The 26,658-nt window shown below is 62.4% G+C and carries 21 protein-coding genes; 9 read left to right on the top strand and 12 right to left on the bottom strand.

Translation table 11 applies throughout. From position 1 onward, the window contains the following. Positions 1 to 35 precede the first annotated feature (35 nt). Both flhC and flhD read right to left on the bottom strand, forming a co-directional pair. A complete protein-coding gene (flhC, locus tag ACQ4WM_RS17005; RefSeq protein WP_436547853.1) occupies positions 36 to 596 on the bottom strand; it encodes a flagellar transcriptional regulator FlhC in 561 nt (186 codons plus the stop codon). 35 nt (positions 597 to 631) lie between these two features. Further along, complete coding sequence (gene flhD, locus ACQ4WM_RS17000) at positions 632 to 949, bottom strand: flagellar transcriptional regulator FlhD (protein ID WP_436547852.1); 318 nt, start codon at positions 947 to 949, stop codon at positions 632 to 634. A gap of 592 nt (positions 950 to 1,541) precedes the next feature. On the opposite strand from flhD, the gene kynU reads away from it, so the two are divergent. The 3 genes from kynU to ACQ4WM_RS16985 all read left to right on the top strand — a co-directional run bounded on the left by kynU (position 1,542) and on the right by ACQ4WM_RS16985 (position 4,787). Then, positions 1,542 to 2,798: a kynureninase gene (gene kynU, locus ACQ4WM_RS16995; protein ID WP_436547851.1), complete on the top strand. Its 1,257-nt coding sequence runs from the start codon at positions 1,542 to 1,544 to the stop codon at positions 2,796 to 2,798. 23 nt (positions 2,799 to 2,821) lie between these two features. Further along, a complete protein-coding gene (kynA, locus tag ACQ4WM_RS16990; RefSeq protein ID WP_436547850.1) occupies positions 2,822 to 3,694 on the top strand; it encodes a tryptophan 2,3-dioxygenase in 873 nt (290 codons plus the stop codon). Between the two features lie 67 nt (positions 3,695 to 3,761). Beyond that, positions 3,762 to 4,787 carry a leucine-rich repeat domain-containing protein gene (locus tag ACQ4WM_RS16985; RefSeq protein WP_436547849.1) on the top strand — a complete coding sequence of 342 codons (1,026 nt, stop codon included), beginning with the start codon at positions 3,762 to 3,764 and terminating at the stop codon, positions 4,785 to 4,787. Position 4,788: 1 nt separating this feature from the next. On the opposite strand, the gene ACQ4WM_RS16980 is transcribed toward ACQ4WM_RS16985, so the two are convergent. Together ACQ4WM_RS16980 and ACQ4WM_RS16975 are read right to left on the bottom strand one after the other, a co-directional pair. Next, positions 4,789 to 5,826 carry a hypothetical protein gene (locus ACQ4WM_RS16980; protein ID WP_436547848.1) on the bottom strand — a complete coding sequence of 346 codons (1,038 nt, stop codon included), beginning with the start codon at positions 5,824 to 5,826 and terminating at the stop codon, positions 4,789 to 4,791. A gap of 116 nt (positions 5,827 to 5,942) precedes the next feature. Further along, positions 5,943 to 6,554: a TetR/AcrR family transcriptional regulator gene (locus ACQ4WM_RS16975; RefSeq protein WP_436547847.1), complete on the bottom strand. Its 612-nt coding sequence runs from the start codon at positions 6,552 to 6,554 to the stop codon at positions 5,943 to 5,945. Between the two features lie 79 nt (positions 6,555 to 6,633). Between ACQ4WM_RS16975 and ACQ4WM_RS16970 the strand changes: the two genes are divergently transcribed. After that, the gene (locus ACQ4WM_RS16970) at positions 6,634 to 7,050 is read left to right on the top strand and encodes a hypothetical protein (protein ID WP_436547846.1); all 417 of its coding nucleotides are present in this window, start codon (positions 6,634 to 6,636) and stop codon (positions 7,048 to 7,050) included. A gap of 83 nt (positions 7,051 to 7,133) precedes the next feature. Here ACQ4WM_RS16970 and htpG read toward each other — a convergent pair whose 3' ends face one another. Both htpG and ACQ4WM_RS16960 read right to left on the bottom strand, forming a co-directional pair. Further along, a complete protein-coding gene (gene htpG, locus ACQ4WM_RS16965) occupies positions 7,134 to 9,053 on the bottom strand; it encodes a molecular chaperone HtpG (protein WP_436547845.1) in 1,920 nt (639 codons plus the stop codon). 93 nt (positions 9,054 to 9,146) lie between these two features. Beyond that, complete coding sequence (locus ACQ4WM_RS16960; protein ID WP_436547844.1) at positions 9,147 to 10,568, bottom strand: aminotransferase-like domain-containing protein; 1,422 nt, start codon at positions 10,566 to 10,568, stop codon at positions 9,147 to 9,149. Positions 10,569 to 10,671: 103 nt separating this feature from the next. On the opposite strand from ACQ4WM_RS16960, the gene ACQ4WM_RS16955 reads away from it, so the two are divergent. Then, the gene (locus ACQ4WM_RS16955; RefSeq protein WP_436547843.1) at positions 10,672 to 11,580 is read left to right on the top strand and encodes a DMT family transporter; all 909 of its coding nucleotides are present in this window, start codon (positions 10,672 to 10,674) and stop codon (positions 11,578 to 11,580) included. Positions 11,581 to 11,626: 46 nt separating this feature from the next. On the opposite strand, the gene ACQ4WM_RS16950 is transcribed toward ACQ4WM_RS16955, so the two are convergent. Further along, entirely contained in the window at positions 11,627 to 15,463 is a 3,837-nt protein-coding gene (locus ACQ4WM_RS16950) for an FAD-dependent oxidoreductase (protein WP_436547842.1), read from the bottom strand. Positions 15,464 to 15,773: 310 nt separating this feature from the next. Here ACQ4WM_RS16950 and ACQ4WM_RS16945 point away from each other — a divergent pair, with 310 nt between their 5' ends. Further along, entirely contained in the window at positions 15,774 to 16,967 is a 1,194-nt protein-coding gene (locus ACQ4WM_RS16945) for an aminotransferase-like domain-containing protein (protein WP_436547841.1), read from the top strand. Between the two features lie 215 nt (positions 16,968 to 17,182). Next, positions 17,183 to 18,526 carry a diguanylate cyclase gene (locus tag ACQ4WM_RS16940; RefSeq protein ID WP_436547840.1) on the top strand — a complete coding sequence of 448 codons (1,344 nt, stop codon included), beginning with the start codon at positions 17,183 to 17,185 and terminating at the stop codon, positions 18,524 to 18,526. 322 nt (positions 18,527 to 18,848) lie between these two features. Here ACQ4WM_RS16940 and ACQ4WM_RS16935 read toward each other — a convergent pair whose 3' ends face one another. The 4 genes from ACQ4WM_RS16935 to ACQ4WM_RS16920 all read right to left on the bottom strand — a co-directional run bounded on the left by ACQ4WM_RS16935 (position 18,849) and on the right by ACQ4WM_RS16920 (position 22,321). Further along, the gene (locus ACQ4WM_RS16935) at positions 18,849 to 20,513 is read right to left on the bottom strand and encodes a TonB-dependent receptor domain-containing protein (protein WP_436547839.1); all 1,665 of its coding nucleotides are present in this window, start codon (positions 20,511 to 20,513) and stop codon (positions 18,849 to 18,851) included. Further along, entirely contained in the window at positions 20,510 to 20,980 is a 471-nt protein-coding gene (locus tag ACQ4WM_RS16930; RefSeq protein ID WP_436547838.1) for an FGGY-family carbohydrate kinase, read from the bottom strand. The genes ACQ4WM_RS16935 and ACQ4WM_RS16930 overlap by 4 nt, the downstream gene beginning before the upstream one ends. Positions 20,981 to 21,158: 178 nt before the next feature. Then, complete coding sequence (locus ACQ4WM_RS16925) at positions 21,159 to 21,308, bottom strand: hypothetical protein (protein ID WP_436547837.1); 150 nt, start codon at positions 21,306 to 21,308, stop codon at positions 21,159 to 21,161. Next, positions 21,305 to 22,321: an FAD-binding protein gene (locus tag ACQ4WM_RS16920; RefSeq protein ID WP_436547940.1), complete on the bottom strand. Its 1,017-nt coding sequence runs from the start codon at positions 22,319 to 22,321 to the stop codon at positions 21,305 to 21,307. The genes ACQ4WM_RS16925 and ACQ4WM_RS16920 overlap by 4 nt, the downstream gene beginning before the upstream one ends. A 142-nt stretch (positions 22,322 to 22,463) precedes the next feature. Between ACQ4WM_RS16920 and ACQ4WM_RS16915 the strand changes: the two genes are divergently transcribed. Together ACQ4WM_RS16915 and ACQ4WM_RS16910 are read left to right on the top strand one after the other, a co-directional pair. Beyond that, a complete protein-coding gene (locus ACQ4WM_RS16915) occupies positions 22,464 to 23,519 on the top strand; it encodes an AraC family transcriptional regulator (RefSeq protein WP_436547836.1) in 1,056 nt (351 codons plus the stop codon). Between the two features lie 78 nt (positions 23,520 to 23,597). Next, on the top strand, positions 23,598 to 24,380 hold the full coding sequence (locus tag ACQ4WM_RS16910) for a 3-hydroxybutyrate dehydrogenase (protein WP_436547835.1): 783 nt from the start codon (positions 23,598 to 23,600) through the stop codon (positions 24,378 to 24,380). 83 nt (positions 24,381 to 24,463) lie between these two features. Here ACQ4WM_RS16910 and ACQ4WM_RS16905 read toward each other — a convergent pair whose 3' ends face one another. Next, the gene (locus ACQ4WM_RS16905; protein ID WP_436547834.1) at positions 24,464 to 26,176 is read right to left on the bottom strand and encodes a methyl-accepting chemotaxis protein; all 1,713 of its coding nucleotides are present in this window, start codon (positions 26,174 to 26,176) and stop codon (positions 24,464 to 24,466) included. Positions 26,177 to 26,658: the final 482 nt, after the last annotated feature.

Here is a 26,658-nt window from a genome sequence, read left to right as displayed (position 1 = left end):
GGAAAACGATCCCGACTTTGTCTGACACGACAGCCTCAGCCGGCATTACCGGGCGGCGCCGCAATCGCTTCGTCGCGCGCCTTCTTGGTCTTGCCGGCGCGCGAAGGCATATGGCACAGGCCGCACACATAGTCGGCGTTCAGGTCGAGGCAGTTGACGACGAACTTGCCGCCGCACTTGCCGCAGGTGGCCATGGCCAGCATCTTGCTGCTGAAAAAACGCACCAGTGTCCAGGCGCGCGTCAGCGACAGCAACGGCTCTTCGCCCGGTTCGGGCGGCATTTGTTCGAGGTAGAGCTTGTAAGCCTTCATGACGGCTTCGATGCCGGTGGCGCCGGCGTGTTCCACGAGGAAGTGGTGGATATTGATGAACAGCGAGGAGTGGATGTTCGGCTGCCAGGTGATAAACCAGTCGGTCGAGAATGGCAGCATGCCTTTCGGTGGCGATACCCCTTTCAACTCCTTGTACAGGTTCAGCAGGCGTTCGCGCGACAGCGATACTTCGGTTTCCAGCAACTGCAGGCGGGCGCCCAGTTGTATCAACTCGATCGCAAGCCGTATTTCCTGTGCTTCCGAGACGACACTTTTCTTGGCCATGCTACTGCTCCCGTCTGATTGACTCCGGGTACAGTTTACACGATTTCTTCAACACCCTGCCCGGCCATCAGGATGGCAGCGTGCGACTGGGCCAGCGAGCGGTCTTTATTATAGTTGGTCAACATGCCCAGGATGGCGCCGTCATCGAAGCGGAAGCGCGCCAGCATCATGTTGCCGCCAGCCAGTTTCAGGATCTGGGCATTGCTCATGCCTTCGATCAGCTCAGCGATTTCCGCCGACACACCAAGACGGAAGATGGCCGTGACCTTGTCGGCGCGGATCATCTGCTGGGCCAGCATCAAGTAGCTCAGGTTAGCATCGCGAATCTCAGCCATCATGTCGTTAGCAGTCATTTCCATCTCCTCAATCCGTTAAATTCTTCAACTGGAGCACTTCGTGTTTCCAGTGAGATACATTCTGAGGGAGCAACAGAAAACGGCATAGAGGTGCGGCGCTGTATTTTTGGCCGGACAATAGAGGATGAGACCGTAGGTGTTTGTCTTACAAACACGGTACGATCATGCCGGCACGCCTGTAAAAGCGTGTAAAAAAGAGCGCTCAACAATCAAGTGTGATGACTTTCTGCAAGGAAACGACTATCGCTTTTTTACAACGGCTTGACTTGTATCAAAACGTCCATACTGCTTGTAACGGCAGCGGCGCCGAGAACTTGAGGACTTTTTTTAAAAATCCTGAAAAAATTTTTTACCTCTTCTTCTGTATTCTTTTACGACGCTTGCCATGGAAACTTTAGGGCCTTTTGAAAATATTTTGAAAAAAAGCGAAATTTCTTCGGCATGCCCGGGGAAACCGTTCTTTTGATGCTGGTTTCAGGCAGGAAAATAGTGCATGGCAGCCAAGACTTGCTACACTGCCGTTCCCGTTCGGTACGTTTTGCCGAGCCGATCACATGCAACCAAGACAAGTATCGACATGAAAGCAACCATGATTTCCCGACAAGATTGCATTGCACTCGACCACGACGACGCGCTGGCGCCGCTGCGCGCCCAGTTCGAGCTGCCGGCAGGCGTGATTTACCTCGACGGCAACTCGCTCGGCGCCCGTCCGAAAGCGGCCTTGGCCAGGGCGCGGCAGGTGATCGAAGCCGAATGGGGTGTGGACCTGATCCGCAGCTGGAACAGCAACGGCTGGTTCGACCTGCCGCAACGCCTGGGCAACCGTTTGGCGCCGCTGCTGGGCGCAGTTGATGGCGAGGTGGTCATTACCGACACGACCTCGGTCAACCTGTTCAAGGCGCTGGCCGCCGCGCTGCAGATGCAGGCGTCGGACCCAGACCCTGCCTGCGCCGCACGCCGCATTATCGTCAGCGAACGCAGCAATTTCCCGACCGACCTGTATATGGCGCAAGGCCTGGCGGCCTGGCTCGATCGCGGCTATGCGCTGCGGCTGGTCGACGACCCGGCCGAACTGGCGCAGGCGATCGATGGCGACTGCGCATGCGCCATGCTGACCCATGTGAACTACCGCAGCGGCTACCAGCACGACATGGCAGCCGTCAGCGCCCACTGCCATGCGCAGGGCACGCTGGCGCTGTGGGACCTGGCCCACTCGGCCGGCGCCGTGCCACTGGACCTGAACGCCGATGGCGCCGACCTGGCCGTCGGCTGCACCTACAAATACCTGAACGGCGGCCCCGGCGCGCCGGCCTTTATCTGGGTGCCGAAAAGGCACCAGGCGGCCTTCCGCCAGCCACTGTCCGGCTGGTGGGGCCACGGCGCACCATTTGCCATGGCCCCGACCTTTGTGCCGGCCGACGGCATCGCGCGCGCGCTGTGCGGCACCCAGCCCATCGTCTCGCTGGCGCTGGTCGAATGCGGTCTCGACATCTTTGCACAAACCTCCATGGCCGCCATCCGCGCCAAGTCGCTGGCGCTGACCGACCTGTTTATCGCGCTGGTGGAGCAGCGCTGCGCCAGCCATCCGCTGGGCCTGGTGACGCCGCGCGAGCATGCGCGGCGCGGCAGCCAGGCCAGCTTCACGCACCCGCATGGCTATGCCGTGATGCAGGCCCTGATCGCGCGCGGCGTGATCGGCGACTACCGTGAGCCGGCCATCATGCGCTTCGGCTTTACGCCGCTGTACACCAGCTTTGCCGAGGTGTGGGATGCGGTCGAGATCCTGCGCGAGATCCTCGATACGCAAGCCTACGATGTCGATGCCCGCCGCGATGCGGTAACCTGATTTTTGCAAACCGAGACCAGCACATGAATGACCAACCAGCAAGCAGCGGCTGCCCGATGCACGCCCAGGCCGGCGACAGCCAATGGCACGGCGCGCAGATGGATTTCAGCGAGTCGATGAGCTATGGCGACTACCTGGCGCTGGACCGCATCCTGACGGCCCAGCATCCGCTGTCGCCCAACCACAACGAGATGCTGTTCATCGTCCAGCACCAGACCAGCGAACTGTGGATGAAGCTGATGCTGCACGAAATGCACGCCGTGCGTGCCAACCTGCAAAGCGGCGACCTGCCACCCGCTTTCAAAATGCTGGCCAGGGTGGCGCGCATCATGGATCAACTGGTGCACGCCTGGGATGTGCTGGCGACCATGACGCCGCCCGAATACACGGCCATCCGGCCCTATCTGGGCGCCTCGTCGGGCTTCCAGTCCTACCAGTACCGCGAGATCGAATTCATCCTCGGCAACAAGAACGCGGCGCTGCTGAACGTGCATACCACCGCGCCCGAACCGTACGCCGTGCTGGACGCCGCGCTGCGTGCGCCCTCCGTCTACGACGAGTCGGTCAAGCTGCTGGCGCGCCATGGCCTGCCGATTTCGGAGTCCCGCCTGAACGCCGACTGGACCTTGCCCACCGCCAGCGACGACTCCGTGAAAGCGGCGTGGCTGGCGGTGTACCGTGAGCCGTCGAAGTACTGGGCCCTGTACGAGCTGGCCGAAAAGCTGGTCGACCTGGAAACCGCGTTCCGCTTCTGGCGCTTCCGCCATGTCACCACCGTCGAGCGCATTATCGGCTTCAAGACCGGCACCGGCGGCACGGCCGGCGTGAGCTACCTGCGCAAAATGCTCGACGTGGTGCTGTTTCCGGAACTGTTCGCGCTGCGCACCGAGCTCTGACCGGCAAAACCTGGCCGGGGCCGCAAGGCGCCCCGATCCCGAAGATAGTTTTCGTGTTTGGACAATCATGATGGAAAAGACCACGCTGACGATACAAAATCCGCGACAGCTCGACGCTGGCGCCATCGGAGCGGCGATTGTCGCCGGCCGGCAAGTGCTGGTGCAGTTCGATACCCTGGGTGAACCGGCACCGCTGCTGCCTGAACTCGATGCGCTTGCCGCCAGCCATGGCGCGGCGCTGACCGTCCGCATCTACGGCTATGACCCCAGGGTCTTCGATGCACGCATTTTGCGCGCGCTGCCGCATGTGGCCAGCCTGTCGATCGACTGCCACCGCAATGCCCTGCACCTGGAGACGCTGGGCGAACTGCACCATCTCAAGCGCCTGAGCCTGGGCGTCCACGCGCTGGCTCAAACAGATATCCTGCAGTTGGAAAACCTGCATGGCCTGGAATACCTGCAACTGGGCGAGAGCGCCAAAAACAATATCGACCTGGCGCCGCTGCGCCATTACACGCAACTGTCCTCGCTTTCCATTGAAGGCCATGCGACGCGGATCGAAATGCTGGCCAGCCTGCCGGCTCTGACGCAATTGTCGCTGTACCGGATGAAAAACAAGGTGGCACTCGACTTCATGTCGGGCATCGCCAGGCTGGAGCAGTTGCGCCTGCAGCTCGGTGGACGCGAGTCGATCAGCGAGATCGACGCGCCAAAATTGAGCAGTCTGGAAGTGATACGGGTACGTGGCATGGCAGAGCTGGGCGACCTGGGCCGCTTTCCCCTGTTGCGCCAGCTGTGGGTGGAGGACCAGATCAAACTGGCGCAGCTGAACGTGGCTGGCAACGGGCTGCTGGAACAGCTGCACCTGCTGACATGCAAGGGCCTGGTGCAGCTGACCGGCTTGAGCACTCTGCGGACGCTGCGCCAACTGATCGTGTCGGAAACCGGCCTCGATATCGATGCGCTGCGGGCCCAAGGTTTGCCTGCATCATTGACCCATATGCGCTTCAGAACGGGCAAAATAAAACGCGATGAAGAAATTGCGGCGCAGCTGGCGCAAGCAGGCTACACCAGCGAACGACTGCCGTTCTGAGCTACTGCCCCGCCACCAGCTTTTTCTGCCACAGCGCGACGTCGATCATCACGCCGTCATACCCCGTATTGCGGATATACACGCGGTAGCTGCCCTGCCCCAGGTCGCCGTGCAGGTAGGCGGTGCGCTCGTTGCGCTGCAATCTGGCACCCTTGATGGTCTTGCGGTACTGCTCGACCACGCTGTCGAAGCTGTCATAGCTGCGCAGCGCCACTTCCAGGTCGCGCGGTGGCCTGCCTTCCGCTTCGTCGAGCACATTGTTCTGTTTTTTCCCCTTCAGCAACAAGGGATAGGAAAACACGCCGCCACCGGCCGACGTGAGCACCGTCGATTTATCGGGCAACAGCGGCAGCAAGGCCGATGGAAAGCCGGACGGCAGCTGCGAGCGGTTCCAGCCCGGCAGCATCGGCTGCGCCAGCACGTATTCCACCGTGGCGATTTTTTGGCCGTCGCCGCCAGCTTCGTCATCGGCAGCGATCAGCGCCAGCATCGGCGGCAGTTGCCTGGCCCAGGCCAGCAGCGGGGCTGCCTCGTCGACCAGCATGCCCTTGCGGTGAAATACCGTCAGCACGGCTTGCGGATCGGGCTTGCAGACCTTGGCCAGCGGCTGGCCCTGCAGGCGGCAATGGCCGTTGACCAGGCCAAAAGCGATCAGGGCGCCGCGCCTGTCGAGCAGCATTGCGCCCCGCTCGCGGCCCTGCTTGCGGTCGTTCATGGAGGCCAGCAACTGGCGTCCGTCCGGCAACACCGTGCGGGTGGCGTCGCGCCGCTCGCTGATCGCTTCCACCGCCTGTTCAAGCAGCAGCGCATCGTCATCGGTATAGCTGCCGCGCGCATAGCCGAAAAATTCGAACAGCGCGGCGCGCACCTGCGGCTCTTCGCTCAGGCGCGGCAAGGGACCGGCCGGCAGCACGATCAGCTGCACCGCCGGCGGCTTGGCCGGTGGTGCAGCTTTGGCCGTCGCAAGCGCCGGCATGACCGCGCAAGCGGCCCATAACAGCATGCCGGCCAGGCGGCGATAAGTCGATAAAATGTTCATGATTCTGTCTGCCCAGGGTCTACCCGTGAATGCGGCCACGCTTGGCACGTCGGCGATTCTAGCATGGCAGCGGCAAGCAGAGACACGGCAGACTGGCAAGCAATGCCTCACTGCGGTCACGCGGCGGTGCGAAGGAGTGCCTGGACGGGGCGCCACAAACGTGGCACTAGCGCCGCCGTGTCGGTTTCGCCGCGCAGCGCAGCAGCATCGATGATGCCCCGGCACAGCGCGACCATGTCGGCAGCTGCCGTCACGCTGCCAGGCACGCCATGGCGCGCCAGCATGGTCGCCAGCTGGCCGCACAGTGCCTGCCGCAGAACATCATCTTCCTCGTGCATGCCCTGCGATGACGGCAGATACTCCAGCGCCAGCGCCAGTGCCGGCCGGCCGAACTGGTGCCGCAACGCTGCGGCTATGCACTGCTTGACCGCCAATGCCAGGTCGGGTTCTGTCTCGCTGGCGCACCGCACCTCATGCAAGAGCTGCGCACGCTCGCGGCGCAGCAGTTCGGCCAGCAGCGCCTGTTTCGACGGGAAGTACTGATACAGGGAGCCAATGCTGAAGCCGGCGCGCTCGGCCACATGGTTGGTGGTCAGCGCCGCCCAGCCCCGTGTCTCGACAATGCGAGCCGCTGCCTCCACCATCGCCGCGACGGCGGCAATCGACCTGGCCTGCGACGGGCGCTTGCGCGGTTCTTCGTGGGCTGCGGCGACGACGGGATGGGCCATGAATGCGAGTAGTGAATGTGGATGTCTGCCCGTATTCTAAACCTTCCCGGGGCAAGCGCCCCGCCACCATGAGAGAGCCATGAATACCTACCAATTGCTGTTGATACTGCACCTTGTCGCCGCCATCGCCTTTGTCGGCCCCCTGTTGCTGGCGCCACGCCTGCTGCACCTCCTGCGCAATCATGCCGGCCGCGCCACCTTGCACCTGTTGCACCAGCAGATCGGCATCGCCGGATGGATCTTGCTGCTGGCCGGCATGATACTGCTGTACCAGCAGCAATGGGCCTGGCTGCAGACCGGCTGGATGCGGCTGTCGCTGGCGCTGTTTATCGGCGCGCAAGCCATCGACCATCTCTGGGCCGACCGCGAGGAGAGCAAGCTTGAAAATGACATGGGGCTGCCAGAGGCCAGGCTGAAGACCTGGCTGCTGATCAAGGTGATGGTGTTCCTGGTCATCTGCGCGCTGATGGTGAGCAAACCGGCATTGTCTGGCTGACAGGCGCGCCAGGTGAAAAAAGCCGGCCCTTTCATGGGAAAGGACCGGCTTCATTCCATCCGCCGCCTCGGTGCGGCGCGTGCTTATTTCGCCGAATTGAGCAGCAATTCGTTCAGGCGTTTCACGAAACTGGCCGGATCGGCCAGCGAACCGCCTTCGGCCAGCAAGGCCTGGTCGAACAGGATATTGGCCCAGTCGCCGAACTTGCCGCCTTCCGCGTCTTCATATTTGAGGCGCGTCACCAGCGGGTGGTTCGGGTTGATCTCCAGGATAGGCTTCGATTCCGGCGCGCTCTGGCCGGCCGCTTTCAGCATGCGCAGCAGGTTGCCCGACAGTTCATTCTCGTCGGCCACCAGGCATGCCGGCGAATCGGTCAGGCGGAACGTCACGCGCACGTCCTTGGCCTTGTCGCTCAAGGCGGTCTTCATCTTGCCGACCAGCTCGGCGTACGAGGTTTCGGTTTCTTCGTGCTCTTTCTTTTCCGCTTCGTCTTCCAGCGCGCCCAGGTCCAGGCCGCCCTTGGCGACAGAGACCAGTTCCTTGCCTTCGAAGTCCTGGATAAACGACAGCATCCATTCATCGACGCGGTCGGTCAGCAGCAGCACTTCGACACCCTTCTTGCGGAAGATTTCCAGGTGCGGGCTGTTTTTCGCGGCGGCGTAATTGTCGGCCGTGACATAATAGATCTTGTCCTGGCCTTCCTTCATGCGCGCCACGTAATCGGCAAATGCGGTGATCTGCTCGTCGCTGTCGTTGGTGGTCGAGGCGAAACGCAGCAGCTTGGCCAGGCGTTCCTTGTTGGCCGCGTCTTCGCCGATGCCCTCTTTCAGCACCTGGCCGAATTCCTTCCAGAACGTGGCGTACTTGTCTTTCTTTTCCTGCTCGTCGGCATTCGCCAGTTCTTCCAGCATGCCCAGCACGCGCTTGGTCGAGCCTTCGCGGATGACCTTCACGTCGCGCGACTCCTGCAGGATTTCACGCGACACGTTCAGCGGCAGGTCGGACGAATCGATCACGCCTTTGACAAAACGCAGGTAGGTCGGCATCAGTTGCTCGGCGTCGTCCATGATGAAGACGCGCTTGACGTACAGCTTGATGCCGCCGCGCTTGTTGCGGTCCCACATGTCGAACGGCGCCTTGGCCGGGATGTACAGCAGTTGCGTGTATTCGCTGCGCCCTTCCACGCGGTTGTGCGTGTGCGTCAGTGGCGCCTGGAAATCGTGCGAGACATGCTTGTAGAACTCGTCATACTGCTCCGGCGTGATCTCGGCCTTGCTGCGGGCCCACAGGGCGCTGGCCTGGTTGACGGTCTCGAGATCGTCCTTGACGACGGTTTCCTTCTTCTCGTCGTCCCACTCTTCTTTCTGCATCACGATCGGCAGCGAGATATGGTCCGAGTACTTGCGGATGATGGATTTGATCTTCCAGCTCGACAGCAATTCATCTTCACCTTCGCGCAGGTGCAGGATGATATCTGTGCCGCGCGCGGTTTTTTCGATGGTCTCGATGCTGTAATCGCCCTCACCGGCCGACTCCCAGCGCACGCCTTGCGCTGCGTCCGCGCCGGCGCGGCGGGTTTCGACAGTGATCTTGTCGGCCACGATAAAGCCCGAATAGAAGCCCACGCCGAACTGGCCGATCAGGGCCGCATCCTGCTGCTGGTCGCCCGACAATTTGCCGAAGAATTCCTTGGTGCCCGACTTGGCGATGGTGCCCAGGTGCGAGATCGCCTCGTCACGGGTCATGCCGATGCCGTTGTCGGAAATGGTGATGGTGCGCGCCTGCTTGTCGAAGCTGACCTTGATTTTCAGCTCGTGATCGTTGCCATAGAGGGCGTCATTGTCGATCGCTTCGAAGCGCAGCTTGTCGGCCGCGTCGGAGGCGTTCGAGATCAGTTCGCGCAGGAAGATTTCCTTGTTCGAATACAGCGAATGGATCATCAGATGCAGCATCTGCTTGACTTCGGTCTGGAAACCCAGTGTTTGCTTTTCGGAGACAGCCATGTTTACCTCATAGTCTTGTGAATGGGACGAGTGCGGCCTACTTGGAGATGTTGCCGGCGATTTCAAGATGCCAACATGCAAATTTTTTGCGCTTCAGGCCCCAAGCGTGCGATCAAAAAAATCCCACACTCGCTCTTGCTGCACCGTCGCCAAGTTCAGGCGCATATGGGTCGACGGCAACTGGCGCGGCGAAAACAGGCTGCCGGGACCCAGCACCAGGCCTTCGGCCAGCGCCTGTTCGGCCAGCATATTGGTGTCGCGGCCCGCATCGGCCCAGACGAACATGCCCGCTTGCGCCGGCTCGAAGTGCAAGCCGGCACGCTCCATGCGGCGATACGTGCTGTCGCGCACCTTGTCGAGCCGTGCGCGCAGCCGTTCGGCATGCTTGCGGTACAGGCCCTGCGACAAAATCTTGTAGACCACGCGCTCGCCGATATCGCTGGTGGTGAGTGTTGCCAGCATCTTGCGGTCGGCCAGGCGCTGCGCGCGCTCTGGCGAGGTAGCGATAAAGCCCACGCGCAGGTTGGCCGCCAGGCTTTTTGAAAAACCACCGAGGTAGATCACGCGGCGCAACTGGTCCAGCGCGGCCAGGCGCGTGGCCGCAGCGGCCTGCATGTCGCAATAGATATCGTCTTCGACCACCAGGAAATCGTGCAGTTCGGCCAGGCGCAGCACCTGGAACGCCTTGGCGGCGGACAAGGAGGTGGAGCTGGGATTGTGCAGCACCGAATTGATCACATACAGCCTGGGACGGTGCAGCGCCGCCAGTTGCTCGAGCACGGCGATATCGGGGCCGTCTTTCAAACGCGGGATGCCGATCACCTGCATGCCCATGGCGGCAAAGGCGCCAAACATCAGCCAGTAGGCCGGGTCGTCGACAAAGATGGTGTCGCCGGGACGGGCGAATTCGCGCGCCACCAGGTCCAGCGCCTGCATCACGCCCACGGTAGTGACGAGCTGCTCGGGCGGGCACGCGATTTCCAGGCCGGCCAGCTTGATCTGCAGTTGCTGGCGCAGCGGCAGGAAGCCCTGCGGCAGCCCATAGCTGATCATTGCCGCACCCGGCTGGCGGCTGACGTCACGCAGCGCGCGCGCCACCAGTTCGCCGTCCAGCCATTCCGGCGGCAGCATGCCCGAACCGGGCGCCGGATGAGCAGGCGCCTGGCGGAACATATTGCGGATCAGCCAGACTACATCCATCGGCTCGGGCGCGCCGGGTGCCGGCGCTGATGGCGGCAGCGGCGTATGCAGCGCCGCGCGCTCGCGCACGTAAAAGCCGGCGCCGCGCCGCGACTCAAGATAGTCGCGCGCCACCAGCTTGTCGTAGCTGGCGACGATGGTAGCGCAAGAGACGTTCATGCTGGCCGCGCACTGGCGGATCGACGGCATGCGCGCGCCGCCGCGCAGCAGCTTGTCGTCGATGCGCGCGGCCAGCAAGCGCACGATCTGGTCGATCAAGGTTTCGCCAGAGCCGCGCGTGAGCAAATTGTGAAAGGCATCCGGTGTATTGCTCATGTAACCATCACAGTATGGAAAATTATGCGGCAAAGTGTATTTGTACTGTACTGCTATCAAGCCTAGCATAGCACTGACTTTCACTTTTCAAGCAGGAAAAACCATGCCGCCGACAAGCATCCTCAACACCACCCTGCCCCGCGTGGGCGACGACCGCAAAGGCCTGCTGCTGGGCTTGACCGCCGTCGCCCTGTTCAGCCTGACCCTGCCGATGACAGGCCTGGCCGTGGCGGAAATGCCGGCCGTGTTTGTCGCGCTGGGCCGCGCGCTGGTGGCCGCCTGTCTGGCGGCGCTGTGGCTGTGGCGGCGCCGCGCGCCGCTGCCGACGCGCGCGCAGTGGTTGCCTCTGGCGCTGGTGGCGGCCGGCTGCGTGGTGGGCTTTCCCTGGCTGACCTCGCTTGCCATGCGCAGCCTGCCAGCCTCCCACGGGGCGGTGCTGGTCGGCATCTTGCCATTGGCCACGGCCGTGTTTGCAGCGCTGCGCAGCAAGGAACGCCCGTCCGCCGGCTTCTGGCTGATGGCGGTGACGGGTACGGCGCTGGTGGTGGCGTTCGCGCTGCGCCAGGGCGGCGGCAGCTTTCAGGTGGCGGACTGGCTGATGTTCGCCGCCGTGCTGCTGGCCGCGCTCGGCTATGCGGAAGGCGGCCGCCTGGCGCAAGCGATGCCGGGCCAGCAGGTGATCTGCTGGGCGCTGGTGCTGGCGGCCCCCGTCGTGCTGCCGGTGGTGCTGTGGCTGGGCTGGCCGCAGCGTGCCGTGCTGGCGCAGGCCGGCACGCAAGCCTGGCTGGGCTTCGCGTATATTTCGGTGTTTTCCATGTTTATCGGCTTTTTCTTCTGGTATCGCGGCATGGCGCTGGGCGGCGTGGCAAGAGTGGGCCAGACGCAGCTGCTGCAGCCTTTCCTGACTTTGCTGGGCGCGGCCGTGCTGCTTGGCGAACCGCTGGCGCTCGACAGCCTGCTGTTTGCCTGCGCCGTGATCGCCGTGGTGGCGGCCGGGCGCAAGCTGAAATAAAAACAGCCCGGTCAATGTCTTGACCGGGCTGCATTTTCACGGCTGGTTACGATGCCGTTACCTGCGTCATGCCGCCACTGCCACTGGCACTGCCGCGTGCAGCCTGCACTTTTTCCGCCGCCTTCTTGCCCGCAAGGAAAGCATGGTCCGAATTGTAATATTCCCACTCGCTGTAGCGGCCGGCCAGCACGATGTCATGCCGCTCCATCCAGGCGCGCACGGTGGCCACATTGTGCGCGCGCTGATGGTCGTACACGACATAGGCATATGGCATGTCGACCTGGTTGGCGACCAGCACCTTGTCATCGGCCTTCATCATGCCGACCGCGATGCAATCGTCGATGCAGCGCTGTATCAGCGCGTCGCCGTCCATCGGCAGCGGTTTCCATGGCGAGTAGGAAATCTCGCAGGTAAAGCCGAAGCCGCCCGGCGCATTGCACTCGGGGCTGGCGTTACCCTGCACAAAGATGCGGTGGAAAATGCTGTCTTCCGGATAGTAGATCCAGTGCTTGTCGGTGACGCCAGTGCGGGCGATGCCGATATTGACGCAGCGAATCGAGATATGGCGCAGGCCGCGCGCGGCCGCCCTCACCTCTTCCGGCGCTTCCGGTCCGATCAGCTTGACCAGCTCCGGCAAGGGCATGGTGCTGATCAGTTGGTCGTACTTGAAGCGGCGGCCATCTGCCAGCGCCACCATATGTTTGGCCGGCAGCACTTGCGTTACGTCGGCGTTCAGTTCGACCTTGCCGCGGATATGCGGCAAAAAGCCCGACACCAGCGCCTGGAAACCACCCTTGAGCGGATAGCCGAAGCGCGAGTTCGGTCCCTGCGGCTTGGCCACCGGCTGCAGCGCGCCGTCGATGATTTCGCCCAAGTCAGGCAGCGGCACCCGGCCGCCCAGCCACGAGGTTTCCATCTCGGCCAGCGGCACCGTCCAGATCTTCTTGTTGTACGGAATCGCAAAGTGCTTGGCGATGCCAGCGCCCCATACTTTGTAAATGAAGTCCTCGAAGCTTTGCGTCTTTTGCGGGCGCGCCACGGCGCTGGCGTTGGCCGCATCCACTGTACCGTCGGCGCAGCAGTCTTCCACCGTATTGGCGGCACAGGTGGGCGCCGCATCACTGACGGCGGTAACCGTATTGCCGTAGCGGGCGTCGATGGCGCCGACGATGCACTCCTTGATCACGTCGGGCGGCAAGCCGTACAGTGCACCCTGGAATGGATAGCGCGTGAATACCTGCTTGCTGTAGACCCACGCTTCGCGCATCTGCCAGTGCTGGTTGTCGCCCAGCAAAATATCGTACAGCTTGAGCACATACGGGTCGTTCGAGAACATGATGTGGCCAGCGTAGTCAAACGTAAATCCGGCATCTTCGATCGAACGGCACCAGCCGCCGACGCTGGCATTACGCTCCAGCAGCACCGTATCAGCATCACCATGGTAGGCAGCCGACAACCCGGTCGGGCCGCCGCCGATAATCAGGCAGCCGATATCGGTGGCAGGCGACGGCATGCGCAGTGGATTGATCTTGCCCGCCACGCCATAGTTCTCGGCCAAGGCAGGCGCGGCCACGGCAGCGCGGGCTGTCGTTGCGCGCGCGCTGCTGTCGATCAGCGTGCACATGGTGTCGGCTGTGGCATCCCACGAGGTCTTGCTGACGATGTCGCGCATGCGCCCGGCCATGATGAGTGCCTGTGCCGACGATTGCGCCAGCGCCGCTTCGCAATGCGCGATGAATTGCGACTGGTCGTGGCCGATGGCGACGATATCGCCATATGGCTGCTCGACGTCGGTAATCGCCGTACTGACGATCGGCAGTTCGGCCGCCATATATTCGAGCACCTTGGTCGGGCTGATGAAGCGCGTCGATTCATTGAGTGCAAACGGCAGCAGACAGACATCCCAGCCGGCCAGGAATTGCGGCAGCGCCTGGTAAGCCTGCTGGCCCAGATAATGGATATTGGCGCGCTGCGGCAGGCTGGCCGGATCGATCTTGACGACGGGGCCGATCAGCACCACTTGCCATTCCGGATGCGCGTCGGCCACGGCCGCGATCAGACCGGCGTCGAAGCGCTCATCGATCACGCCATAAAAGCCGAGGCGCGGACGGGCGATATTTTGCTGCAGCGGATGGGCATTCGTGCGGTCGAGCGCCTGCTCGAAGTGGATCACGTCGACGCTGCTGGGGAAGCAATGCACATTCGCATGGCGCGTGCGCTTGGCTTCATACAGGCTGGGGCCTCCCGTAAATACCAGGTCGGCGATGCCGAGCAAAGCGCTTTCACGCTGCAGCAGCTGCTTGGGGGGATTATTAAACGCGGACAATTCGTCCATGCAGTCGTACACGACCAGCGACGGGTGCACTTGCGCCAGCAGCGGCAACGCCATCGGCGTGTAGAACCAGACGATGGGCGTGACGCCATCGGGCACCAGACCGTCGAGCAGCGACTGTAAGACTGGAATCTGGTCGTCATGAAAACCGGCTGCGTGGATCGGCGTGTGCGGTTGATACACGGTCAGGTTGGGCACCGGGGTATAGCTGTGCATGCTGGCCAGGCCCGCATCGTACACCGGCTCCTCCACAAACATGACTTTGTAATGGCGCGCTAGGCGGGTCAACAATTGCTGTGGCCGTTGGTAGACGAACTCCCAGCGCAGGTGACAAAAAACGATGACGGTTTCCACGATGCTCTCCTTGTTTTTCCCTTGCGGGAGGTTGCTATTGACTGTTGTGATAGGCAGCTTGTCGGTCAGCCGCTGCGCCTGCCTGAGGGCAGCGGCGTAAGGCGCCACCAACACGCGCTTCAGCGGATCTGGACCATCTCGGTCCAGGTCCCACAGACCGCTGCGATGCCAATGATGTTCGTTGTGCCAGTCGGGACGGTCGATGATCGGATACAGGCACACGCCCAGCACCTGCGCGCCGTGCTGGAGCGCCAGCGCCGCCTCGGCCGCCATCTCGCGTATCCAAGCGCCACGCCCACTACCGACATGGCTGGTCTCGGCCAGCAGCAGCGGACGGTGGTAGCGCTGGTGCAGTACGGCCAGCAGCTTGTGCAGCGGCTGGCGGCGCGGATCGGCCAGGTGCCACCACAACCGGGCATTGGTGCCGCCTTCCCACTGGTTGGTGTCGTAGTAGTTGGCGCCGACCAGGTCGAGATAACGCTCCGCCCCCCCCAGTTCTGGTTCGCGCCGGCCGCACAGCATGTCCCACGCCTCGAACTGGGCGTCGTGCCAGCCGGCAGCCTGCTGCGCCCATTCCGGCTGGCCAGGTGGTGCAATCACATTGATCAAGGGGTCGCAGTGCAGCATGCGCGCACCCGGCGTCACCTCCCATATCGCATCGCAGCCGGCCAGCGTGGCGCGCACCAACTGGCGCTTGCCTTCGGTGGCAGCACGTTCGTCGTAACGGTTCAGGCAGGCGAACATATGTACCGACAGGCCCCAACTGCTGAACGAGATTTCGTTGATCGGAGAATAGATGGGTTCAGGCCCGGCAAACGGTGCCAGGTACTGTGCCGCAGCACGGCAGAAGCGGGCAAAGCGCGGCACGAAGTCAGGGCCATACACATCGACCTCCGGCGGCCAGCCATAGTGGCAAAAGGTCCAGCATATCTGCAGACGCTGCTCGCGTGCTGCCTGCAGACGCGCATCGAGAAAGGAAAAATCGAACACGCCATCGCGCTCGGCTAGGCGCCAGCCGATGGTCTCGCGCACGGTGCGAATGCCGAACTGGCCCAGCAGCGCGTAGTCCTCGCCGGCACGCTGCAGATGGCCGGTAAGATGGTTCAGGTCCAGCGCGCGTCCGTCATGATTGACATGGTCCGCGCCTTCGTAACCACCCTGCCAAAAAGAATTGAACGGAGAACTGGGGTGTACCATGGGTCGCTTCCGTGAAGTAATATTTTATTAATTTTCGTGTTTTTATTTTAACTTGGCGCTGCCTTTTCTGCCCTCCGTTCCTGCTCTGTTCATGTAGGACTTCTCCCACGTGAAAGGCCCGGGTATCGCCGACGATGAGCAGTATTACAAGTACGAAAAGGCTGCGCTGGGCACGACGGCAGACCCGTCGTACAATGCCTGCTGACACGATTCAGGGCGGCGCTTATCCGGTGCCGCTTTTTTCAAGCCGCCACAAGCGTCTTTACCCAGGCCGCGCCTGTTGCACGGCACTTTCTTTATGAGATCCCGCATGAAAATTGACAATTCAAATACGATACAGTGGCGTTTTGCCGAACGTGCCGCGCAGTTGCAAAGCTCCTTCATCCGCGAGATTCTGAAGATCACGCAGCGCCCCGAGATCATTTCGTTTGCCGGCGGCCTGCCCTCACCAGCCACCTTCCCGGTTGATGAAATGAAAGTGGCCTTCGACAAGGTGCTGTCGAACAACGGCAAGGTGGCACTGCAATACGGCCCGACCGACGGCTACCTGCCGCTGCGCCAGTGGATCGCCGATTCCCTGTCCACCGGCGGCAGCAGCATCGCGCCGGAACAGGTCCTCATGACGTCAGGCTCGCAACAGGCACTGGACTTGCTGGGCAAGGTCCTGATCGACGAAGGCAGCCGCGTGCTGGTTGAAACCCCCAGTTATCTGGGCGCGCTGCAGGCGTTTTCCGTGTACCGCCCGCAATTCATGTCGGTCGACACCGATGACGAAGGCCTGGTGCCGTCTTCGGTCGATCCGGTCGCCGACGGCGCACGCTTGCTGTATGCGCTGCCGAACTTCCAGAATCCGACCGGGCGCAGCCTGTCCGTGGCGCGCCGCGTGGAACTGGTGGAAACCTGCGCCCGCCACGGCCTGCCGCTGATCGAAGACGATCCGTACGGGGCGCTCAGCTACAGCGGCGAGCCGTATCCGAAAATGTTGAACATGAACCCGCACGGCGTCATCTACATGGGTTCGTTCTCGAAAGTGCTCACGCCGGGCATCCGCCTGGGCTATGTGGTGGCGCCGCCGCCCCTGGTGCGCCGCCTGGAACTGGCCAAGCAGGCAGCCGACCTGCACACCTCGCAGCTGACGCAGATGGTGGTGCATGAAGTGATCAGGGACGGCTTCCTGGAGCAGCATATTCCGAAGATCCGGACACTATATGGCGACCAGTGCCAGGCCATGTTGCACGCGCTGCAAGAGCACTTCCCGGCCGGCGTAACGTGGACCCGCCCCGAAGGCGGCATGTTTATCTGGGTCACCTTGCCGAAACACATTGATGCGATGGCACTGCTCGACGAAGCGATCGCCAACAAGGTGGCCTTCGTGCCCGGCGCACCCTTCTACGCCAATACGCCCGAGACCAACACCCTGCGCCTGTCGTTTGTGACGGTGCCGCCCGAGCGTATCCGTGAAGGAATCGCCATCCTGGGCAAGCTCATTGCAGCGAAGCTGTAAGCCACGTCGCGACCTTCCCGCCGCGCTGTCCACGTGGCGGGATATGATTATTGCAATGCTTTCCACAACATAAAGCTTAGATTTTTCACCAAACAAATTGCCGAAGAGGTATGATCTGTATCAAAGTGTAACTTCAAGATCGGGTCAGATTACTTTGGCATTGCTGGCCTGTGCTCCCCATCAGATAGAGGCCGGCAGCAATGAGTCCAGGCAGCATGGCATGTTCACAACGGCGCGTGGCCGCAATATTGATTGTCGATGATGCGCCGGCCAACTTGGAACTGCTGCGCAAACTGATGAGCGAGCAGGGCTACCAGGTGTACGTCGCCCTGTCTGGCGAGCGAGCACTCGCTATTGCCCAGCGCGCCCAACCCGACCTGATCCTGCTCGACGTGATGATGCCCGACATGGATGGCTTCGAAACCTGCCACCAGCTCAAGCAGCATCCCCTCACGCAACGCATCCCAATTATCTTCATGAGCGCCAGCACCGACACTGACGACGTGGTGGCCGGCTTCGACATTGGGGCCGTCGACTATATTGCCAAGCCGCTGCGCATGGCCGAGGTGTGCGCTCGCGTACGCGCCCAGCTGCAGATCCGCAGCAACAGTGAAACCCAGGAAGAACAGGCCGAGCGCCTGCGCACCATCGTCACCCACATGGCCGAAGGCCTGCTGATCATCGAGGCGGACGGCCGCATCCAGTACACCAACCCGGCCTGCGACCAATACCTGGGCTACCGCGAAAACGAACTGGCGGGCCTGTCGATCGCCGACCTGCTCAGCCCCATGGTGACGCAGGAATACCTCGATTATTTCGCCATGCATGCGGCCAACCCGGACACCGCCCATAATCACGGCACGCGCGAAGTGGCGATCCGCCACCGTGCTGGCCACACGCTGTGCATGGATTTGACGCTGACGCCGATGTATCTGCGCCAGCCACTGTATATCGGCCTGCTGCACGACATCACCCATCACAAGCAGTCGGAAGACGCGCTGCAGCGCGCCGCCTACCTCGACCCGCTGACGAAAATCGCCAACCGCCGCCATTTTGACAACTTCCTGGAAAAAGAATGGCAACGCAGTGTACGCAACGGCAGCGTGCTGTCGCTGGTGGTGCTCGACGTCGACCATTTCAAGCTGTACAACGACAGCCTGGGCCACCCGGCCGGCGACAGCTGCTTGCAGCAAGTGGCGCAAGCGATCGACTCCCACGCCTGCCGCGCGGGCGACCTGGCGGCGCGCTACGGCGGCGAGGAATTCGTGGTACTTTTTTCGGAAACCGAAGCTGAAAACGCAATGGACCTGGCCGAAACCATCCGCGCCCACATCGAAGGGCTGCACCTGCCCCACCCGCAATCACCTACCTCGGCCTGGATCACCGTCAGCATCGGCGTCGCCACCATCCGCCCTCATCAACTCGACACCCGCGAAACCCTGTTTGTCGCCGCAGACCGCGCACTGTATGTGGCCAAGGAAGAAGGCCGCAACCGGGTGCGTGCCACCAGATCGGGCAGTACGGCGTGGGAGACCGTCAAGGCGCTGGTGCTGCGCTGACAAAACCAGGGCTCCCGGTGGCACGCTTTTGTTCACCGCGTATCAGAACTTGCGGGACACGCTCAGCTTGGCATTACGTGCCCCCCCCGTCACTGCTTCGCTCAAGTAGGACATGTGAACGGTTCAAGACATTATCAACGGTAAGCCGCACTTCCGTCCCCCGCCACATCCCGTTGCTGCCATTCCACGACGCAAACAAGGTGTGCAGCGCGTACCCCTTCGACGGTGGCAACCGGTAAACATTACCCACCGACAATACTCTATCCTGCCTGGCGACAAACCTGCCCTGCCATCCCACCGTCGAGCCAAGACCAGGAAACCGTCAACCCAACCCCGTCATCAGCTTGTCCGGCGCCACCGTCGAAACAGGTTCATTCTTGCCCCACGGATCGCGATGAGTTCCCCGGCGCGACCCGAACTGCGACGACAACGAGGCACTGGCGAACAAACGCGGCGAGTTGTAATACGACTCCACCTCGACGCCCTCGGTACGCAAGCCGGCAAGATTACGGTAAGAAGACAAGCCCGGCGGCAAGCCCATGCCGCTGCCCGGCACATAGCCTTCGACCAGTATCCCCAGGCGCGGGCCGATATTGTCTTCGACCCGGTTACGGTAAGCCGTCACACGCAATTGCGCATCGTCGCGCTGCTGTAACAATCCCTGGCGGTGCAGCATCACGCCGATGCGCGCGGCCGTCACGCGTTCGACAGCCAAATCGCGGCTGGTGCCCGGCGTGCTGGAACCCAGGCGGGCCGACACATAATATTCATTCGAATACATCTCGTCGATGGTCGGCGCGCGCCAGGTACGGCTCACATCACCGAACAGCGCCAGCGCGCTGCTGGCCTTCCAGAACAGGCCCAGGCGCGGCGACCAGTCTGCATGGGTTTTTTCGCTGAAATCATGGCCGGCAGCCGGCAAGGCGCTGTTGTAACGCGAGGCCACGTTCGGCACGCCTTCGGACAGCACGCGGTCATGGCGCAGGGCCGCCGTCAGGGTCACGTCGCCATACGTCATCGCGTCCTGCAAATACAGGCCGCGCGTTTCCTGGCGCCCGGACGGCATGTAGTAGGGCTGGAAATAGCCGTAGTGATAGCCCGGGTCTTTCAGCGCCGTCAACGACGGGTAGTACATCAGCGTGTCGCGCACATTCTTGTGCCATTGCACGCCCGTCATCAGCAGGTGCGATACCGCGCCGGTGGCAAACACGCTTTCATTGCGCAGTTCCGCGATACGGTCGACATACGAAGCCCAGCTTTTATTGCCCAGCGAACCCAGGTAGGAGCCGAGCGAGGCCGAAGGCAGGCGCTGGTCGTGCTGGTCGGTATGCGAATAGCCGGCCGTGGCCGTCAGCCTGACCCAGGGATTGTCTTGCGGTGCATACTGCCATTTGACGGAATAGGTGTCATCATCCTGGTCGCGGCAAACCGCCTTGCGCTGCCACGCTTCGTCCAGGCCGTAGCGCCTGATTTCCGCTTCGGTCGGCGTCGACACATCCTCGCCCATGGCCGCGCACGGACCCCAACCGGTGCTGCCGCTCTTCATCGCGGTCAGGGTCAGCAGCTGTTCGGGCGTCAAACGTAAATTGAGCTTGAGCAGGTTCGATGGCGCATCGATGGCGGAAAAGCGAAACGGCTTGCCGTCCGGTTTGCGCAGGTCGTCCGACTTGCGCTGGGTGGAAAACGCCATCACGTCGAAGCGGCCGTCTTCGGTGCGGCCATACGCGGCGACTGTGACATCGTCTTCCGCATTGTTGCTGTGGCGTGAATACTTGACGAAGGCGCCCAGTCTGGCATCGCCTCCAAGCATGTCTTTCGCATCCTTGGTGTCGACCGTAATTACGCCGCCAAAGCCGCCATTGCCGTACAAGCTGGTATGGGCGCCCTTGTTTACTTCTATCTGCCGGATCAGTTCAGGTTCGATAAAGATCGAACCCTGGCGGTATTTTGCAAATCCCTTCGGCACGCCGTCGAGGATGACCTTCACGTATGGGCGCGGGCAGCAGGCATGCCGAAAATATCGGCTGTCAGCTGCATCGCCGCGTCGCTTTGCGAACCGCCGCCAGCCACGCGCAATGCGGTAATCGGCACGCCACTCTTTTTCTCGATGCGCTCCTTGCCTTCGCGCAGCGCGTAGGCCAGGCCTTCCAGGATGGCGCGGTACATATGGGCGCGCGTATGCACATCGCCAAAGCCAATCATGGCACCCTTCGCTTCCGGCCCCGGCACCTTGATGCCGGGACTCCAGTACGGCTGCAGCATCAAGCCCATGGAGCCGGTCGAGTCGATGAACTGGCCACACAGGCGGTAATTCAAATAGCCCGACAGAAGCAGGAATTTGTGCGTGCGCCGCCAGACATCGGGCTGGTGCGCCGCGATCCAGTTGATCTCGGCCTCGCGGCGAAAGTAACGGATGGTGCCATCTAAGCGCGCGAGACAAAACGCCGCCGCCACCACGGCGCCAGTGGCGGCACCTGCCGCGTCTGGCGCTGGTCCAGCCAGGTGAGGGCGGGCCGCGCTGGGTGGTGACGGCCACGCCGGCGACCTGCGAACGCTCGATGGAACTGGTGCGCCACAGTTGCTGGCACGCCTCGCACACGGCTTGCCAGTAGCCGTCGGCGTCATGTTCGGCTCAGCCGGGATGCGTGGAAAAATACGGCTCCAGGAAGACCTGCGCCTGGGCCGCCAGGTTACCCTGCATGTCGAACAGCAGCGCGCGCACGCTTTGCGTGCCGTTGTCGATGGCCAGCAGATACGCGCCAGCATGCGGCATGGCGCTCATGGCCAGCCTGCGTGAGCCAGCGCAGCGCGCAGCGCCTGCAACAACGCTTGCGGCTGCAGCGCAGGCCTCGCGCTGAAGACCGGTGTTTCCCAGTCCTGCCTCCGCACCGTCACCACGTGCAGGCTGCCCCGTTCATTCCAGGCCGGATACCAGCCGACATCGACGATATCGCCATTGGCACAGCAAATCTGCAGCAGATCTTCGCCCAGGTCATCCACGATGGCGGCCACCGGCTGCGTCAGGTCCAGCTGCGACAGGCTGTCGTAAGTAATGCGGGCGCCACCCAAAGCCAGGGGTAGGCCAAACAGCATTGTATTAATATTGTTCTCCTCGATCATGTTCTCCTTTGTGTGATTGCCCTGGCACGCTGTAATGGCTCCGCCACAGGGCCAGGTAGCGCGTTTGCTCCTGCTCCCAGCGCGCGTCATTCCACCCCATCGCCAGCTCGCCGCCGCTGGCGGCATCGCACAGCGCCTGCGCGCTGCCCGACAGAGGCGCGAACAGAGCAAAAATCGGCAGCTTGCGCAAATCCGCCCGTCTTCCAGCCGCAGTGCATGTTCGCGCCCTTCCTTCGACGGGTCAAGTGCGCCGCTGCCGATCACGGGGCGCGCGCCGGAAAAGGCGGCGATCACGTCGCTTTCATTCAGGCCGAGCGTGTAGCCATGCGCGCGCAATTGCGCTTCCAGGTCGGGGCCGAACACGCCGACGCCAAAGGTGGCCAGTGGCGCCTCGCGGTCCAGGCCCTGCAGTGTGCACAGGCGTTGCAAACTGAGCGACAGCACCGGCTGGTCACCGCCAGGCACGGTCAAATGGCCCGCCACGCTGGTGCCGCCGCCGTGGGCAATAATGATGATGCCGTATGTGTGTGCGTGCGCCAGCAAGGCGCGTACAGCTTCGGCGCTGTCGGGAAAGGCCACGCCATCGGGCACCGCGCCGATGCGGCCATGACGCAGCCTGAACCAGTCGGGCAGGCTTTGCCCCAGCACATGGCGCAAACGCAAGGCCGGCGACATATCAATCAAGGGATGGTCCGCCAGGCGCGATGCGGGAACCAGCGTCGCATCGCCTGCCTCCCAAGATATACTGTCTGACAGCCAGCATAGGCTGCCACCATCAGGAGGTATCGGTTTTTCATGACAATCGCATTGTTCCATCATGCCAGGCACTGACAGCGTCACCGCAGCCTATGTCCAGCCGCTGCTGGAAGCGGCCGGCGCGCACGGCATCGACAGCATCACTCTGGCCAGCGCCGCAGGGCTGCCGGAAAACAGCCTGTCGCCGCTGCCGGCCACCCTGCCCGCCTCCGCCTATGTGCGATTGCTCGACGCCGGCGCCATGCTGGCTGGCGACGCGCATTTCGGCCTGCACGTGGGCGAGCGCGTGCGCATGGGCACGTACAGCGCCTATGGCCTGGTGCTGCTCAGTTGCGCCAGCGTCGGCCAGGCGCTGGAACAGACGGCGCGCTATGAAGTGCTGGCGCACGATCTGGGCCGCTCGTCGCTGCGGCGCGACGGCGACTGCTTTCATTACCGCTGGATCAGCCACTACCCGCAAGCAAGCCGGCACCTGGTCGACAGCGTGTTTGCAGGCATCCGCGTGTGTGGCGACTGGCTGGCAGGCAGGCCACTGCCGCCCGGCGAACTGGCGTTTGCCCACGATGGCGGCGGCCAGGCCCTGCTGCGCCATGCCAGCCACCGCGACGAATATGTGCGCGTACTGGGCAGCCTGCCGCGCTTCAAGGCAGACGCCAACACCTCCACCATGGACGCGCAGGTACTGGACTGGCCGGTGCCGAACGCCGACACCCGCCTGTATCCCTTGCTGCGCCAGCATGCCGAACAGTTGCTGGCACAACGCTGTGGCATTCAGGGCACCATCATCGGCATCGAAGCGCAGGTTCGGCAAGCCATCGCAGCCGGCCTGCGCCAGGGCGCGGTGCGCCTGGCCGGCGTGGCCGGCGAACTGGCGATGACGCCGCGCACCCTGCAAAGGAAGCTCAGCGACGCGGGCACCAGTTTCCAGGCCCAGCTGGACCAGGTGCGCTATCGCCAGGCCTGCGATTATCTGCGCCAGCCCCAGCTGTCGCTGGTCGATATCGCCTTTTTGCTCGGCTACCAGGAACAAAGCGCCTTCAACCACGCGTTTCGCGCCTGGGCCGGCACCAATCCGGGCGCCTGGCGCTTGCAGGCGCGGCTTGATGCGCGTGAATGATCGCGCTTGCCAATTCTGGCTATACTGGCAGCGGCAAGTCTAGTTCTCTACTCCAACCTGCACTGCAAAGGATGAATAATGCAACTCAAGGACAAAGTCGCACTGATTACCGGCGCCGCCAGCGGCATCGGCAAGGAAATGGCCATTGAATACGCAAAACAAGGCGCGAAGATCGTGATCGCCGACCTGGCGCTTGATGCCGCCAGCAAGACCGCCGATGAAATCATGCAGGCCGGCGGCGAGGCGTTTGCCGTCGCCATGGATGTGTCGAGCGAAGAACAGGTCGACAAGGGCGTGGCCGACGCCGTGGCGCATTTCGGCGGCATCGACATTTTGATCAGCAATGCCGGCATCCAGATCATCAGCCCGGTGGTCGACTACCCGTTCGATCAATGGAAAAAGATGCTGGCGATCCATATGGACGGCGCCTTCCTCACCACCCGCGCCTGCATGCGGGCCATGATCAAGGGTGGCCGCGGCGGCGCCATCATCTACATGGGTTCGGTGCACTCGCACGAAGGCTCTCCCTTCAAAAGCGCCTACGTGGCGGCCAAGCACGGCCTGGTGGGCCTGGCCAAGGTGGTTGCCAAGGAAGGCGCGAAAGACGGCATCCGCGCCAACGTGATCTGCCCCGGCTTCGTGCGCACCCCGCTGGTCGACAAGCAGATCCCGGAACAGGCGGCCCAGCTGAATATCAGCGAAGAAGACGTGATCAAGAAAGTCATGCTGAAAGACACCATCGACGGCGAATTCACCACTACCCAGGACGTGGCGCAAACGGCCGTGTTCCTGGCGGCATTTCCGTCGAATGCCCTCAGTGGCCAATCGATCGTGGTCAGCCACGGCTGGCACATGCAGTAAATCGTCCAAGGAACAGCGCAGGCGGCGCCGTCCGCCTGCTCCCGGCAGCCCGGCCTGCCGGGACGGTGAAATCAGCCTGCCGGTCAATCCGGCGCCGGTATTGCGGCTTGCCCCGCTGTGTGCCGACTGCGCACTGCCGGCGCAATTGCCACCGTGGTGCCCGCCGCTGGCCTTCCTGGTGCCCGCCGTGCCGTTCCTGGCACGGTCCGAGCGACTGTTGCAGCACCGCGCCGCTCGAGCCGGAACAGCGCCATCGCCTGTTCCAGCTGCTGCGCCTGGCCCTGCAGCGAACTCGATGCGGCCGCCGATTCCTCCACCAGCGCCGCGTTCTGCTGTGTCACTTCATCCATTTGCGTGACGGCCCGGTTGACCTGGCCGATGCCGTGGCTTTGCTCGCGCGAGGCCGAGGCGATTTCGCCCATGATGCCGTGCACGCCCTGCACCGCGACCAGCATTTCCTGGCTGCTGGCACCGGCCTGCGCGGCCAGCCGCGTGCCCTCCTGCACCTGCTGCAAGGAAGCGGTAATGAGCTGCTTGATCTCGGTGGCGGCCGCCGCCGAACGCTGCGCCAGGCTGCGCACTTCGCCGGCCACCACCGCAAAGCCGCGCCCCTGGTCGCCGGCGCGCGCCGCCTCCACGGCCGCGTTCAGGGCCAGGATATTGGTTTGAAACGCGATGCCTTCGATGATGCCGGTAATGTCGCCGATTTTTTTCGACGAGGCGTTGATCTGGTCCATCATCGTGACCACCTGGCCGACAATCTCCCCGCCGCGCCCCGCCAGGCCATGCACCTTGCCGGCCATGGTGCTGGCCTGTTCGGCGTTGCCGCTGTTTTGCTGCACGGTGGCCGCCAGCTGCTCCATGCTTGATGCCGTCTGCTCCAGGGCCGACGCCTGCGCCTCGGTGCGGCCCGACAAGTCCATATTGCCCGCTGCAATCTCCTGGCTGGCCATGCTGATGCGCAGAAAATTGCCGCGCACATCGCCGACGATGGAGTGCAGGTTCACGCGCAGCTGGCGCAAGGAGCGCAGCAGCTGCCCCATTTCGTCGCGCCGCGTGGTCTCGATTTCGCCCGTCAGGTCGCCGCCGGCCATCACGTCGCAGGCCTGGCGTGCCTGCTGCAGGGGCAGCAGCACGGTACGGTGCAAAACGTTCCAGAAATACAGTGTCGCCAGCAGCGCCACCACCGACACGGCCGTCAGCCAGGGTCCGGCCGAGTCGGGAAACACCTCGGCATGCCAGGCCAGTTGCAGCAGCAAGGCCAGGCTGAGCAGCCCCAGGTTCCACGCTACGCGCTTGCCGAGCGCCATATCGCGCAAGCCCACGATTTTCGCCAGCCAGCCCGTGCGCACGGCCGCACCCTGGCTGATCGCCATGCCGCCGGCCTGGCCCGCCTTGATACGCGCATACAGGGCCGCCGCCTGCGCCACCTGCTGGCGCGTGGGCTTGGTACGCACGGACATGTAGCCGATCGCCGCGCCGTCCTCGACCACTGGCGTGACGTTGGCCAGCACCCAGTAAAAGTCGCCGTTCTTGCAGCGATTTTTCACCATGCCGCTCCACGAGCGGCCCGAACGGATGGTGGCCCAGAAGTCGGCAAACGCTTCGACCGGCATGTCGGGATGGCGCAGGATGTTTTGCGGCGCCCCCATCAATTCCTCGGCCGTGTAGCCGCTGACGGCAATGAAGTAGGGATTGGCGTAAGTAATATTGCCCTGCAAGTCAGTAGTCGAAACGATGGTCTCGGTGTCGCTCAGGTTGATCTCGGTATCGCTGACAGGAAGATTGAGTCGCATGGTCACATCCTCGGGTTAGCCCGCACGGTGACGGGTAAGCTAGCAACGGAGTGATGCCAGGCTATGCTGCCTGCCTGGCATCACTATTTTAGTATTTTATTACCAATAAAATAGAATACTTATGGACCAGAGGCTGCGGCGCAGTTACGCCTGAACTGGCTGCCGCTGATCTGCTTTCTCTTGTCGATATAGTGCACTAAATTAAACGAATTAAATACATATATTATTTTTTGCATAACTACCAATATTTATACAAAACTTTTATATATATTGAATTTTGGTTTTTTTATAATATTATTTTATTTTAAATGGCAAAAATTCTTGCCTGGCACAGCGTGCTGTGTGCTGCGTGCTTGCAGACACTCACGGCAAGCTCGATATGTCGGAAAAGATAAGGTACAGGCCCGGACGGGCGCTGTGACAGAAGGTAGTGCCTGGGACTTATGGGCGGGGACGGCGTACGGTGGCGCCGTGCCCGGGAT

Source organism: Janthinobacterium longum, from assembly GCF_051380735.1.
GTDB lineage: Bacteria > Pseudomonadota > Gammaproteobacteria > Burkholderiales > Burkholderiaceae_D > Janthinobacterium.
This window is presented reverse-complemented; position numbering and strand designations above follow the sequence as displayed.

Bases quoted from the DNA above. Each gene is read 5' to 3' on its own strand.
- flhC (WP_436547853.1), bottom strand. From the start codon at position 596: ATGGCCAAGAAAAGTGTCGTCTCGGAAGCACAGGAAATACGGCTTGCG.
- flhD (WP_436547852.1), bottom strand. From the start codon at position 949: ATGACTGCTAACGACATGATGGCTGAGATTCGCGATGCTAACCTGAGC.
- kynU (WP_436547851.1), top strand. From the start codon at position 1,542: ATGATTTCCCGACAAGATTGCATTGCACTCGACCACGACGACGCGCTG.
- kynA (WP_436547850.1), top strand. From the start codon at position 2,822: ATGAATGACCAACCAGCAAGCAGCGGCTGCCCGATGCACGCCCAGGCC.
- ACQ4WM_RS16985 (WP_436547849.1), top strand. From the start codon at position 3,762: ATGATGGAAAAGACCACGCTGACGATACAAAATCCGCGACAGCTCGAC.
- ACQ4WM_RS16980 (WP_436547848.1), bottom strand. From the start codon at position 5,826: ATGAACATTTTATCGACTTATCGCCGCCTGGCCGGCATGCTGTTATGG.
- ACQ4WM_RS16975 (WP_436547847.1), bottom strand. From the start codon at position 6,554: ATGGCCCATCCCGTCGTCGCCGCAGCCCACGAAGAACCGCGCAAGCGC.
- ACQ4WM_RS16970 (WP_436547846.1), top strand. From the start codon at position 6,634: ATGAATACCTACCAATTGCTGTTGATACTGCACCTTGTCGCCGCCATC.
- htpG (WP_436547845.1), bottom strand. From the start codon at position 9,053: ATGGCTGTCTCCGAAAAGCAAACACTGGGTTTCCAGACCGAAGTCAAG.
- ACQ4WM_RS16960 (WP_436547844.1), bottom strand. From the start codon at position 10,568: ATGAGCAATACACCGGATGCCTTTCACAATTTGCTCACGCGCGGCTCT.
- ACQ4WM_RS16955 (WP_436547843.1), top strand. From the start codon at position 10,672: ATGCCGCCGACAAGCATCCTCAACACCACCCTGCCCCGCGTGGGCGAC.
- ACQ4WM_RS16950 (WP_436547842.1), bottom strand. From the start codon at position 15,463: ATGGTACACCCCAGTTCTCCGTTCAATTCTTTTTGGCAGGGTGGTTAC.
- ACQ4WM_RS16945 (WP_436547841.1), top strand. From the start codon at position 15,774: ATGAAAATTGACAATTCAAATACGATACAGTGGCGTTTTGCCGAACGT.
- ACQ4WM_RS16940 (WP_436547840.1), top strand. From the start codon at position 17,183: ATGGCATGTTCACAACGGCGCGTGGCCGCAATATTGATTGTCGATGAT.
- ACQ4WM_RS16925 (WP_436547837.1), bottom strand. From the start codon at position 21,308: ATGAGCGCCATGCCGCATGCTGGCGCGTATCTGCTGGCCATCGACAAC.
- ACQ4WM_RS16920 (WP_436547940.1), bottom strand. From the start codon at position 22,321: ATGTCGCCGGCCTTGCGTTTGCGCCATGTGCTGGGGCAAAGCCTGCCC.
- ACQ4WM_RS16915 (WP_436547836.1), top strand. From the start codon at position 22,464: ATGCCAGGCACTGACAGCGTCACCGCAGCCTATGTCCAGCCGCTGCTG.
- ACQ4WM_RS16910 (WP_436547835.1), top strand. From the start codon at position 23,598: ATGCAACTCAAGGACAAAGTCGCACTGATTACCGGCGCCGCCAGCGGC.
- ACQ4WM_RS16905 (WP_436547834.1), bottom strand. From the start codon at position 26,176: ATGCGACTCAATCTTCCTGTCAGCGATACCGAGATCAACCTGAGCGAC.